Annotated in this window: 9 protein-coding genes; 7 read left to right on the forward strand and 2 right to left on the reverse strand. The window is 70.0% G+C overall.

Features of this window, described 5'->3' with window-relative positions; genetic code table 11:
* Positions 1-129 precede the first annotated feature (129 nt).
* Positions 130-2,208 (reverse strand): S8 family serine peptidase, encoded by a 2,079-nt coding sequence (locus MED01_RS17350; RefSeq protein ID WP_238669620.1) that lies wholly within the window; start codon positions 2,206-2,208, stop codon positions 130-132.
* A gap of 302 nt (positions 2,209-2,510) precedes the next feature.
* A complete protein-coding gene (locus MED01_RS17355) occupies positions 2,511-3,971 on the reverse strand; it encodes a CCA tRNA nucleotidyltransferase (RefSeq protein WP_238669621.1) in 1,461 nt (486 codons plus the stop codon).
* A gap of 126 nt (positions 3,972-4,097) precedes the next feature.
* Here MED01_RS17355 and murJ point away from each other — a divergent pair, with 126 nt between their 5' ends.
* The 7 genes from murJ (at position 4,098) to MED01_RS17390 (ending at position 12,506) form a co-directional block, all read left to right on the forward strand.
* Positions 4,098-5,849: a murein biosynthesis integral membrane protein MurJ gene (gene murJ / locus MED01_RS17360; protein WP_238669622.1), complete on the forward strand. Its 1,752-nt coding sequence runs from the start codon at positions 4,098-4,100 to the stop codon at positions 5,847-5,849.
* 446 nt (positions 5,850-6,295) lie between these two features.
* The gene (locus MED01_RS17365; protein ID WP_238669623.1) at positions 6,296-7,903 is read left to right on the forward strand and encodes a protein kinase family protein; all 1,608 of its coding nucleotides are present in this window, start codon (positions 6,296-6,298) and stop codon (positions 7,901-7,903) included.
* 43 nt (positions 7,904-7,946) lie between these two features.
* Positions 7,947-8,663 carry an RNA polymerase sigma factor SigM gene (gene sigM / locus MED01_RS17370; protein WP_238669624.1) on the forward strand — a complete coding sequence of 239 codons (717 nt, stop codon included), beginning with the start codon at positions 7,947-7,949 and terminating at the stop codon, positions 8,661-8,663.
* Positions 8,660-9,682: an RsmA family anti-sigma factor gene (locus tag MED01_RS17375; RefSeq protein ID WP_238669625.1), complete on the forward strand. Its 1,023-nt coding sequence runs from the start codon at positions 8,660-8,662 to the stop codon at positions 9,680-9,682. Before sigM ends, MED01_RS17375 begins: the two co-directional genes overlap by 4 nt.
* Positions 9,683-9,865: 183 nt before the next feature.
* Positions 9,866-10,816, forward strand: coding sequence for a thioredoxin-disulfide reductase (gene trxB, locus MED01_RS17380; RefSeq protein WP_091396582.1), 951 nt, complete (start codon positions 9,866-9,868; stop codon positions 10,814-10,816).
* Positions 10,817-10,847: 31 nt separating this feature from the next.
* Positions 10,848-11,171 carry a thioredoxin gene (gene trxA / locus MED01_RS17385; protein WP_030331849.1) on the forward strand — a complete coding sequence of 108 codons (324 nt, stop codon included), beginning with the start codon at positions 10,848-10,850 and terminating at the stop codon, positions 11,169-11,171.
* A gap of 171 nt (positions 11,172-11,342) precedes the next feature.
* Positions 11,343-12,506, forward strand: a complete 1,164-nt coding sequence (locus tag MED01_RS17390) for an N-acetylmuramoyl-L-alanine amidase (RefSeq protein ID WP_238669626.1) — start codon at positions 11,343-11,345, stop codon at positions 12,504-12,506.
* Positions 12,507-12,515 lie beyond the last annotated feature (9 nt).

Genomic DNA, 12,515 nt, shown 5'->3' on the forward strand with positions numbered 1-12,515 from the left:
GCCAGACAAACCGGCCGACAAGTCAGGGATCTGGCCGGCACCGGATGACCCACGAACGGCCGGCGCCCGCCGGCACTGCCTCCCGAAGGAGGGGTGCCGGCGGGCGCCGGTGGTAATTCAGTTGTTGGTTCAGGCGAGGTTCATGACGAAGCGCTCGCCCGCCGAGAGACCGAAGTCCGGAGCAGAGAAGTCGAAGTTCTTGTTCGGGATCAGCTGGCTGGTGCCGGCGCTGCCGGCACTGACCGCCTGCCCGTCGACGTTCGCATAGATCCAGCCCGACCCGTCCGTGTCCCCGAAACCCCGGTGCCAGAAGGTGAAGGCCTCCCAGGCGTCGATACCGGTGGCCGAGGCGACCATCGGCTGCGATCCGGCACCGGTCGCCGAGACCCACTTGCCGTTGGCCAACGACCGCAGGCCGAAGTAGCCGTAGAAGTCCAGATCGAACAGCTCGAACTTCTCCCAGGTGCTGACCGTCGCGGCCACCGGGATCAGCGGCTTGCTCCCGGCACCGTCAGCGGAGACGTACTTGCCGCTCGCGGACGACTTGAAGCTGACGATCAGGTTCGTCTCGAGGTCGAACTTCTCCCAGGTGCTGGCGTTCGCCGCGCTGGCAATCAGCGGGCCACCGTTGCTGGGCGCACTGACGTACTTGTTGTTGACAGTGGCCTTCAGGCTCACGGTGCCGTCGATGTTGTGAACCAGCTGGAACTTCTCCCAGGTGCTCACCGTCGCGGCGGCGGCGATCAGCGGCTTGCTGCCGGCACCGTTGGCGCTGACGTACTTGCCGTTGACGTTCGCCCGCAGTGCGACCAGGCCGCTGCCGGCGTCGACGATGTCGAGCTTCTCCCAGCCGCCCAGCACCGGGCCGACGGAGGCCAGCGGCTTGCTGCCCGCACCGTCAGCCGAGACGAAATAGCCGTTGGAACGCGCCAGCAGACCGTGCGCGGAGCGCGCGGGAGAGAGGGCCGCCGCGACGTTGAGCAGACGGTCCACCCCGCCCTGCGGGTTCAAGACAGCGCCGGCGAGCCCCCGGGTCACTATCGTGTTGCGCACCTGCGTCGGGGACCACGTCGGGTTCGACTGAAGCAGCAGCGCAGCGGCTCCCGCCACGTGCGGCGCCGCCATCGAGGTCCCGCTGAAGGCCACCGACCCGTCGGTGGTCCCACTAGCCGCCGAGACGATGTCAACGCCCGGAGCCCAGACGTCGACACACGGACCGTAGTTCGAATCCCACTTCTCGGTCGAGACCCGACGATCGAACCTGTCGGTGGCTCCGACGGTGATCGCCGCCGACACCCTGGCCGGGGTGTAGTAGCAGGCATCGTCCGCTTCGTTGCCGGCGGCCACCGCGTAGGTGAGACCGGTGGCGATGGAGTTGCTGACCGCGTTGGAGAGCGCCGGGGAGTCCGGGTCCTCCGGCCCGCCGAGGCTCATGTTGACCACGGCAGGCTTCTGCGCGTTGGCGGTCACCCAGTCGATCCCGGCCAGGACCTCCTCGGTGGTGCCGGAACCCTCGCAGTCGAGGACCCGGACGGCGACCAGGTTGACGCCCTTGGCCACGCCGTACTTCGTGCCGCCGACGGTGCCCGCCACGTGCGTGCCGTGACCGTGGCAGTCCTGCGCCACATTGTCCCGATCGATCGCGTCGTAGCCGTACGAGGCACGGCCACCGAAGTCACTGTGATTGATGTCGATGCCAGTGTCGACGATGTACGCCCTCACCCCGGCACCGGTGGTGGGGTAGGTGTAGCTGCCATTCAGCTTGGGCGAGACCTGATCGATCCGGTCCAGGCCCCAGGAGGGAGGCGCGCTCTGCGTTCCACTCTTGTGGAAGCGGACCACCGGCTCCACGGAGGCGACATCCGGGTCGGCGGCCAGCCGGCCGGCCTGCTTCGCGGTCATCGCGGCGGAGTAGCCGTTGACGGCGCTGCTGTACAGCCGGCCGACGCTGCCACCGTTCTCCTTGGCCAGAGCCGAGGCGGCAGCCTTGATCTTGGCGGGGGTGGTCTTCTTGTTCTTGAGCACCACGATGTAGCGACCCGGCACGACCTCGGCGGGCTTGGCCTTGTCCAACCGGCCGTCCGGCTTGGGAGCGGTCAACTTACTTGCGGGCTTCGGTGCCAACGGAGCGGTCGGTTCGGCCATTGCGGCCCCGCCGGTCGCGGCGCTGACGATGATGGTTGCGGAGGCGAGAGCAAGGCTCGCCACCGCCGAGCGGCGTATCACGCCACGGCGTTTCACTAGGTGATCTCCCCGTTGGTCGTCGCCCGTCCAATCCGGACGACCGGACGGGCGGTGGGGTCGGCGGCGGTGTCAGTGCACCGGTAGCCGACGGACGCCCAGCCATCATGGACGACGATGAAAGCGATACACCTCAGCCATTCGGTCGATCCGCTGGCGTTTCGTCGTCGACCGGACAGCCGTGCAGCGTCGCAGCCACGCCCTGAAGCGACGGCTCCCGCCACCTCGCTGCAGACGGCGCTACCTGACCAACACTGACGTTGCGCGCGTCAGCCGAGGATGCCCTCGGCGCGAGCCCAGCGCAGCAGCTCCGCCTCGGCGGCGTCGCGGTCCAGCGGGCCGTGCTCAAGGCGTTGCTCCTTGAGGTGCTTCCAGGCCCGCCCGACCACCGGCCCCGGCGGTACGCCGAGCAGCTCCATGATCGCGTTACCGTCCAGGTCGGGTCGAACCCGCGCCAGGTCTTCCTCGGCCGCGATCCGGGCGATCCGATCCTCCAGCGCGTCGTAGTCGGCCGCGAGCTGGGCGGCCTTGCGCCGGTTGCGGGTCGTGCAGTCGGAGCGGGTCAGCTTGTGCAGGCGGGGCAGCAGGTCACCGGCGTCGGCGACGTAGCGGCGCACCGCCGAGTCGGTCCACTCGCCCCGCCCGTACCCGTAGAAACGCAGGTGCAGCGCGACCAGCGCGGTCACCTGCGCTGTGACGTCCTTGGGGTAGCGCATCGCCTTCATCCGGGCCTTGGTCAGCCGGGCGCCGACCACCTCGTGGTGGTGGAAGCTGACCCGGCCGTCGGACCCGACCGCCTTCGTCGCCGGCTTGCCCACGTCGTGCAGGAGGGCGGCCATCCGCAGGATGAAGTCGCAGCCCTCCTCCTCGTAGGAGACCGCGTTCTCGACGACAGTCAACGTGTGCTCGTAGACGTCCTTGTGCTGGGCGTGCTCGTCGATCTCCAGCTTCAGCCCGGTCAGCTCCGGCAGGAACCGCTCGGCCAGCCCGGTGTCGACCAGCAGCCGCAGCCCGGTGATCGGGTCCGCGCCGCAGAGCAGCTTGGTGAACTCGTCGCGGATCCGCTCGGCGGTGATCCGGTCCAGGTCGGCGGCCATCTCGGTCATCGCCAGGTGCACGGCCGGGTGCACGGCGAAACGCAGCTGGGCGGCGAACCGGGCGGCCCGCAGCATCCGCAGCGGGTCGTCGCCGAACGACTCACCAGGCGTGCTCGGGGTACGGATCACCTTGGCCGAGAGATCGTCCAGCCCACCGTGCGGGTCGGTGAACCGGTGGTCCGGCAGGCTCACAGCCATCGCGTTGATCGTGAAGTCGCGCCGCTTCAGGTCCTCGTCGAGGCTGGTGCCGTACACCACCACCGGGTTGCGGCTGACCTGGTCGTACGACTCCGCACGGAAGGTGGTGATCTCCAGTCGGAGGCCGTCGCGCTGAGCGCCGATGGTGCCGAACTCCCGACCGGTCTCCCAGATCGACTCGGCCCAGCCCTTGATGATCCGCAGGGTCTCGTCGGGGTGCGCGTCGGTGCAGAAGTCGAGGTCATCCCCGAGTCGACCGAGCAGGGCATCCCGCACCGAACCGCCCACCAGGTGCAACTCGTGACCGGCGCGGACGAAGCGGCGGCCCAACTCGTCGGCGACCGGGGACACCCGGAGCAGTTCGGCGACGGCGTTGCGCTGCGCGGCGGTGAGTTCGCGGCGGTCGGCGGCGTGAGGAGCGGAGGCTTCGGACATGGGATCACCAGCTTATCGGGCCGGGGTGTGATCCGATCCGCCGGGCGCGGGTAACGGGTGGGGGTTGACTATGGTCTGTGGCGTGCGGGTCGGTGTCCGACTCGACGTACCCCTGGGAGGCTGGAGATGAGCGGCGGGCTCTACCGCAGCGCCAACGCCGCGAACGATGGCGGTGCCAACGCCCGACCCGGGGATGGCGCCACCTTCATCTCCGCCGAGCCGCTGAACCAGCCGGCCATGGAGTCGACCGCACCACCGCAGGAACAGGTGGCCGAGGCGAGCGCGGCTGCCAACAGCGCGGTGATGGCGATCGGCAGCCTGGTCAGCCGGGGCACCGGCTTCCTGCGCAACCTGGTGATCGGCGCGGCGCTCGGCGGCGCGCTGGTCGGTGACGCGTACACCACCGCGCAGATCCTGCCCGGCATGGTCTACGAGTTCCTGCTCGGCGGTGTCCTCACCAGCGTGCTGATCCCGGTGCTGGTGCGGCGACGCAAGATCGACACTGATGGCGGCCAGGCGTACGCACAGCGGCTGCTGACCTTGGCGGTGCTCGCACTCGGCGCGGCGGCCCTGCTCGCTCTCCTGCTGGCAGCGCCGCTGACCTGGCTCTACGGCGGAGAGGAGTCGGCTGACGGCTACTCAGGGCTGGTCACCGGGCTCGCCCGCCTGATGCTGCCGATGATCTTCTTCTCCGGGTTGAGCGCGCTGATCAGTGCGGTGCTCAACACCCGGGGGCACTTCGCCGCCCCGATGTGGGCACCGATCCTGAACAACCTGGTGGTGATCGGCACCGCCGGCCTCTACATCGCGATCTTCGGTGCGGAGATCGTCAAGCCGGACGACATGACCACCGGGCGGGTCCTGCTGATTGGCGGTGGCACCCTGCTCGGCGTCGCCATCCAGGCGATGGGCCTGCTGCCGGCACTGCGCAAGGTCGGCTTCCGCTGGAAGCTTCGCTTCGACTTCCGCGAGCTGGGGCTACGCGAGCTGGGCCGGCTCGGCGCCTGGATGATCTGCTACGTCGCGGTGAGCCAGGTCGGCCTGATCGTGCTGTTCAACCTGCTGAACCGGGCCGGCAAGGAGAACGCCGCCGGCCCGCTGATCTACAACAACGTGTTCCTGCTGCTGATGACCGCGCACGGCATCATCGCCGTCTCGATCATCACGGCGCTGATGCCCCGGATGAGCGCGGCCGCCGCCGACGGCCGGTACGCCGACCTCGCCGCCGACCTCTCCCGGGGTACCCGCACGGTCACGGCGGTGCTCGCCCCGATCGCGGTCTGCTACGCCGTCCTCGCCACCCCGATCGCGTTCACCCTGTTCCGGTTCGGCGCGTTCAACGAGGACAACGCCACCGCCACGTCCGTCGTGTTGCTCGCCGCCGCGCTCGCGCTCGTCCCGTTCGCGGTCAGTCAGCTCTTCACCTTCGCGTTCTACGCGCTGCCCGACACCCGCACGCCGGCTCTCATCAACATCCCGGTGGTGGCGCTGCGAATCGGGGTGCAGATCGTGCTGTACGTCGCCTTCTCGGCGAGCTTCGCCGGTGCGGGAATGATGATCGGCAACACGGTCTCCTATCTGGCTGCCGCGATCGGCTCGGCCTGGCTGCTTCGGCCGCGCGTCGGTCGAATCGGGCTCGGCGAGATCATGCGGACCGGCGGCAGGGTCGCGGTGGCGGCGTTGGGTTCGGCAGTGGTCGGCCTCCTGGTGGTGAAGCTGCTGCCCGGTGACGACACCCCCAGCCGCCTGGAGGCGATCGTCCAGTTGGTGATCGGTGGCGTGGTGATCGGCGGGAGCTACCTGGGTCTGGCCATGCTGCTGCGGATCGGGGAGATCACCGAGGTGGTCGGGATGGTTCGCCGCCGCCTCGGTCGCTGAACGTCCACACCCGATTACAACAAGTTGGCACTCATACGGACCGTGACTACGGATCACCAGGCTGGGGATGCACCTGTGGATAACTCCGCGATTCGCCGGTCAACCACCGCTTCGGCCTGTGGATAACCAACCGTACGGCTGAGGGTGGCGACCCGATCGGTGGGAACGTACGAGGCAGCGCGAGCGCCACGCCAGCCCAGCCCCGGCGTCGGTCACTTGCGGTGAAGCCGTAGATTAGCTAGTACATGTGCCAGCAACGTGGCTGACAACGGTCGTAACCGGACGAGCTCTTCGACAGCCGGAAACCCCGCCAGGTACGGCGGGAAGATGACATGTCGGAGAGACGGGCAACCCGGGTAAGGTCGCTCTCGACGGGTACGGCAGGGGCCGACGCTGGGCGTCGACACCGGTCGGCCGGTTCCTTCAACGGCAGAGCGGGAAGCCACATGCCCAGCAGTTCGGGTTCATCGATCGACACGATCACCGAGGGAGGACGGGTGACCCAGGTCGGCGAGGGTCAGGAGGCAGACGAAAGCGCTCCTCCGGTCATGACCTTCGGTGCTCCCACGGCCGGTGAAGTCCTCGCCGAGCGGTACGAACTGGTTGAGCACATCAACAACGACAGCGCGGGTCGGCTGGTCTGGCGCGGGGTCGATGTCATCCTGCGCCGTCCGGTTGCCGTGGTGCTGCGTTACCCGGGTGGCGACTCCGCCACCGAGATGCTTCAGGCCGCCGTCGCGGCCAGCCGGGTCATCCACCCCAACCTGGTCGGCGTCTACGACGCGATCGACGAGGCCGACCGGGCGTACGTGGTGCGCGAGTGGGTCGACGGGCAGTCCCTGCGGGACCTGGCGACCGACGGCCCCCTGGACCCGGCCCGGGCCACCGCGATCGGCAACGCCGTCGCGAGCGCGCTCGCCGCGGTGCACGCCACCGGCATGGTGCACGGCAACGTCCACCCCGGCACCGTCATGATCAGCGATGAGGGCCGGGTGGTCCTGGCCGACGCCCGCACCGACGGTGCCGACAGCCAGGAGAACGACATCCGGGCGGTCGGCGGGGTTCTCTACTTCGCGCTGACCGGCTCCTGGCCGCACGCCGAGGCACCACTTCACGGCGCCACCGCCGGCCACGGCCGCGCCGCCATCCCGGACGCTGTTCGGGACGCCGGGGGTGCCATCGCGGCACCGCGCCAGGTTCGGGCGGGCGTTCCGGCGTACCTGGACGACCTGACCATGGACCTGCTCGACGCCGAGATCGCGCCGCCGTCCTCCGACGTGCTCGCCGCGGAACTGGCGCGACTGGACGTGCCGGCCGAGGACGAGCACTACCTCGACAACAGCGGGCCGCTGCGGTTCGCCGGCGAAACCGGGGAAGAGCCGTCACCGCTGGCCGCGGCCGGAGGCCGCAAGGTCGCCGTCGGCATCGCCGGTCTGCTGGCCGTTGCCCTGGTCGGTCTGCTGATCGGGATCATCGCCTTGGGTGGCGACGACGAGGACCCGCAGTCCAACCCGGTCGCCGCACCGACCTCAAGTGCCCCGGCCGGCGACGCCACCCCGGCCGCCGCGACCGCCCGCAAGCTGACGGTGAAGGGCGTCCGGATCATCGACCCGGACAGCAAGGACCGCAGTGAGGTCCGTGACGCCGAGAAGGTCATCGACGGTGACGAGGACAAGGGCTGGGAGACCGAGACCTACGTGAACAAGCCCAACTTCGGCAACCTGAAGAAGGGCATGGGCGTCTGGATCGACCTCGGCGAGCCGCACACCGTCAGGTCGGTGCAGGCGGTGCTGTCGGCTACCGGCGCGTCCGCTCAACTGCTCGCCGGCACGATCAAACCGGAGTCCAGCTCCAGCGGTGACAAGCAGTTGGTCGCAAGCTACAAGACCGGCATCGGCCAGCCGTTCGAGGACCATGACGGCACCACCATGACGTTCAACGGCTTCGACGCCGACAAGAAATACCAGTACCTGCTGTTCTGGATCACCGAGCTGCCTCCGTCCGAGGGTGGGTTCAAGCTGGGGGTGCAGGAGATTACGGTCCAGGGGTCGTGAGCCGGGCACCACGATCCGGGCCTCGCACGCACTGGACGCGGTGATGGACGGGCGCGCCGCCGCAAGCGACCTGGAGCTGCTGCGCGCGCACGTCGCCGGAGACCGGGACGCCTTCACCGAACTGTTCCACCGCCACCGGGACCGGTTGTGGGCGGTGGCCCTGCGGACGCTCGGCGACCGCGAGGAGGCAGCCGACGCGCTCCAGGACGCCCTGCTGTCGGCGCATCGGGCGGCGGCCCGCTTCCGCGGCGACTCCGCCGTCACCACGTGGCTGCACCGCATCGTGGTCAACGCCTGCCTGGACCGGATCCGACGACGGCAGGCGCACCCCACAGTGCCGCTGCCGCACGGCAACCGGGCCGACGACGGATCGGGCACCGGCGGGCTGGAGCCGGCGGCACCGGTAACGGACCACGACACCGTGCTGGTGGTCCGCGAGGCGCTCGCCGCGCTGCCCCTTGAGCAACGCGCCGCGCTGGTGCTTGTCGACGTACAGGGCTATCCGGTCGCCGAGGTCGCCCGCATCCTCGGCGTCGCCGAGGGCACGGTGAAGAGCCGGTGTGCCCGGGGCCGGGCGCGGCTGGCCGTGCTGCTCGGGCATCTCCGCCCCGCCACCGTCGCGACGCCTTCGGCCCGACCGGACCCCACCGCCCCGATCACGGGAGTGCCCGGCGTCACGCCCGGGAACCCCGGCCCGGTGGAGGGCGTCGGATCGAGGTCAGGTCGATACCGGCGGGACGCCAACCAGGAGGACACGTGACGACCGAGGGGTTCCGGGAGGTCGACATCGACCTCCTCGCTGACTACCTCGGCGGGGCGTTGGACGGCACCCCGCAGCAGGACGAGGTCGCCCAACTGGTCTCCGCGGACCCGTCCTGGGCCGAGGCGTACGCGCTGCTGGCCCCCGCCGTGACCGAGGTCCGGACGGATCTGACCCACTGGGCCGAGCCGTCACCGGAGATGCCGGCGGCGATCACCGACCGCCTCCTGGCCGCGTTGGCCTCCGCGGAGCCGACTACCGACACCTCGACCGAGGAGGCACCAGTCGGCGCGCCCAGCGTCGATCGGGCCGGCGACGCGGCGACGCCGTTGGTCGTACCGACGCAGGGCGGGGCTGGTCGCCGGCCTCCCGTCCCCCCGCCCGCCGGGTCGGGGCGCTGGGCGTCCACCGGTCCGGGCCGCCGCCAGCGCGGCTGGGCCCGCCGCGGCGCACCAGTGGCCGCCGCCGCGATCGCCGTCATCGCCGTCGCGCTGGGCCTCAACCAGCTCTCGATGCGGGCGTCGGACGACTCCGGCCGCACAAACGCCATGAACCAGCCGGCCAGCGCGCCGGAGGGCGTCGCGGGGGCCGGGACGGCCCGCACCACCGGGCCGGCACTGCGCAGTGGTACGAACTACACCCCGCAGACCCTCGGCAACGCCTACGACACTGACGCGCCACGCACACCGGCCGCCAGCCGGGCGACCGGCAACACCCCGGGCGAGCAGCCGAAGGTGGATGCCGAGGGCGGTCGCCGTCCCTCTCCCTACGGGTCGGACCAGCTGGCCCGGCTGACCGACGAGGCCGCGCTGACCAGCTGTCTGACCAGTGTGGCGACGGAGCACGGATCGGCCCCACTGGTGGTCGAGGTGATCGATTACGCGCGGTTCCAGGGCGATCAGGCGCTGGTCATCCACTTCACCGACGCGACCGGCGCCCGGTGGGCCTGGGTGAGTGGCCCCGAGTGCGGAGTGCCTGGGTCCGGCTCGGACAGCCGGTATTCGGCGCGGGTAGGGTGAATCCACGGTCAATGGCACGATGACCCCCCACGTGACCTGACCCACCGGATGCCCGGCTCGGGAATCCCCGGTTCGTACGATGACGTTCTGGAAGTCAGCTGCCGGCCCCACCCAGGCGTCGGCGACTCGGATCAGCATCGGTGCTCGCGCCGACGCCGAACACACACAACTCGGGAGACGGCAGTGGACGAGGTCCGCAACCTGATCATCATCGGCTCCGGGCCGGCCGGCTACACAGCGGCGGTCTACGCCGCACGTGCCAACCTGAAGCCGCTGATCATTGAGGGCGTGCAGTCCGGTGGCGCGCTGATGACCACGACCGAGGTGGAAAACTTCCCCGGCTTCGCCGACGGCATCCTCGGCCCCGAGCTGATGGACAACATGCGCAAGCAGGCCGAGCGGTTCGGCGCCGAGTTCCTCACCGACGACGTGACCCGGGTCGAGCTGGTGGACACCGGCGACGCCGGCTCCGGCGCGGTGAGCACCGTCTGGGTTGGCGAGACCGCCTACCGGGCGCGATCCATCATTCTCTCCACCGGTTCGGCCTGGCGTCCGCTGGGCGTGCCCGGTGAGCAGGAATTCCTGGGTCACGGCGTCTCCGCGTGTGCCACCTGTGACGGGTTCTTCTTCCGCAACCAGCAGATCGTGGTCGTCGGTGGCGGCGACTCGGCGATGGAGGAGGCCACCTTCCTCACCCGCTTCGCGGAGTCGGTGACCATCATCCACCGCCGCGATTCGTTCCGGGCCAGCAAGATCATGGCCGACCGGGCGCTGAGCAACGAGAAGATCAAGGTCGAGTGGAACAGCACCGTCGAGGAGATCCTCGGCGAGGACGGCAAGGTCACCGGCGTTCGCGTCCGCAACGTGCACACCGGCGAGACCAAGGTGATGGACGTGACCGGCGTCTTCGTCGCCATCGGTCACGACCCCCGCAGCGAGCTGTTCCAGGGCCAGGTCGAGCTGGACGACGAGGGCTACGTGAAGGTCCACGCCCCGAGCACCCGCACCAACGTGCCCGGTGTCTTCGCCGCTGGCGACGTGGTCGACCACACCTACCGTCAGGCGATCACCGCGGCCGGCACCGGTTGTGCCGCCGCGCTCGACGCCGAGCGGTTCATCGCGACGCTCAGCTGAAACAAGGAACACATCCCGGAGGAGGGGCATAGTGGGAACAACCAAGGCGGTCACCGACAAGAGCTTCGTCGCTGACGTGCTGCAGGCCGACAAGCCGGTGCTGGTGGACTTCTGGGCGGAGTGGTGCGGGCCGTGCCGCAAGGTGTCGCCGCTGCTCGAGGAGATCGCCCGGGAGATGGGTGACCAGGTCACCATCGTCAAGCTCAACATCGACGAGAACCCGGAGACCGCTCGGGCCTACCGGGTGATGTCGGTGCCGACGCTCACCGTCTTCAAGAACGGCCAGCCGGTCCAGTCGATCGCCGGTGCCAAGCCGAAGGGCGAGCTGGTCCGGCTCATCGAATCGGCCCTCTGACCAGCAGAAACATCAACCGAACCCCGTACCCGCTCGCCGGGTGCGGGGTTCGGTGTCTTCTCGGCTGTACCGTCGACGGATTTCTCGGCCCCAGCCACCTCGCCGCCCCGGAACGCATAGCCTCAAGCCTGGGCCGCCCGGCCAGCCAGTGTCGTGCAGAGGGGGTCGTGCGTGCGTCCGATCCGACCCGGTGACCGGGGACCCGCGGTCACGGAGATCCGTACCATTCTGACCGGCCTCGAACTGCTGGCCGCCGCTGGCCCGCACACCGACGAGTTCGACCTCGACACCGAGCGGGCCGTCCGCGCCTTCCAGCAGTCGCGGGGGCTCAGTGTGGACGGCCGGGTCGGCGCGGAGACCTGGCGCGCCCTGGATGCCGCCCGTTGGCGGCTCGGCGCCCGCACCCTCTACCACGCGGTCCCCGAGCCGCTCACCGGCGAGGACGTCCGGTCGCTACAGGAGCGACTGCTGGAGATGGGGTACGACGTGGGCCGCGCGGACGCGATCTACGGTGTCCGGACGTCGCGGGCGGTGGCCCAGTTCCAACGTGAGGTCGGGCTCACCCCGGACGGCTCCTGCGGCCCACACACGATGAACGCGCTCCGCCGCATCGGCCGCAAGGTGGTCGGTGGCCGCCCGCAGTGGCTCCGCGAATCCGACGCGATCCGGCAGTCCGGGCCGGCGTTGGTCGGCAAGACCGTCGTCATCGACCCGGGGCACGGCGGCACCGACCCCGGAATGGTGGTGCCCGACGGCTCGCTGCGCTGGACCGAGGCGGACCTGGTGCACGACCTGGCCAGCCGACTGGAGGGGCGGCTCGCCGCCTCCGGGGTGCGGGTGCAGCTCACCCGGGGCCCGTCGCCCGACAGTTGCCTGCCGGACTCCGACCGGGCCCTGCTCGCCAACTCGCTCGGCGCCGACGTTTTCATCTCGCTGCACCTTGACGGCCACGCCAACCCGGATGCGGAGGGCGTCGCGACCTACCACTACGGCACCGACAACGGGGTCACCTCGGCGACCGGTGAACGCCTGGCCGGGCTGGTGCAGCGGGAAATCGTCGCCCGCACCGGGCTGCGGGACTGCCGTACCCACGCCAAGACGTGGGAGTTGCTGCGACTGACGCGTATGCCCGCCGTCCGGGTCGAGGTCGGCTACCTCACCTCGCCGACGGACCGCGCCCACCTTGTCGACCCCCGGTTCCGGGACCGGGTGGTGGAGGCGATCGTGGCCGCGGTGCAGCGGATGTACTACCCGATCGAACGAGACGTCCCGACCGGATCGCTCGACGTCAGCGAACTGCGTGCCGTGGTGACCGCCGGCACTGTGGTGGACTGATTCACCGCC

This window comes from Micromonospora alfalfae (assembly GCF_022230925.1).
Classification (GTDB): Bacteria; Actinomycetota; Actinomycetes; order Mycobacteriales; family Micromonosporaceae; genus Micromonospora; species Micromonospora alfalfae.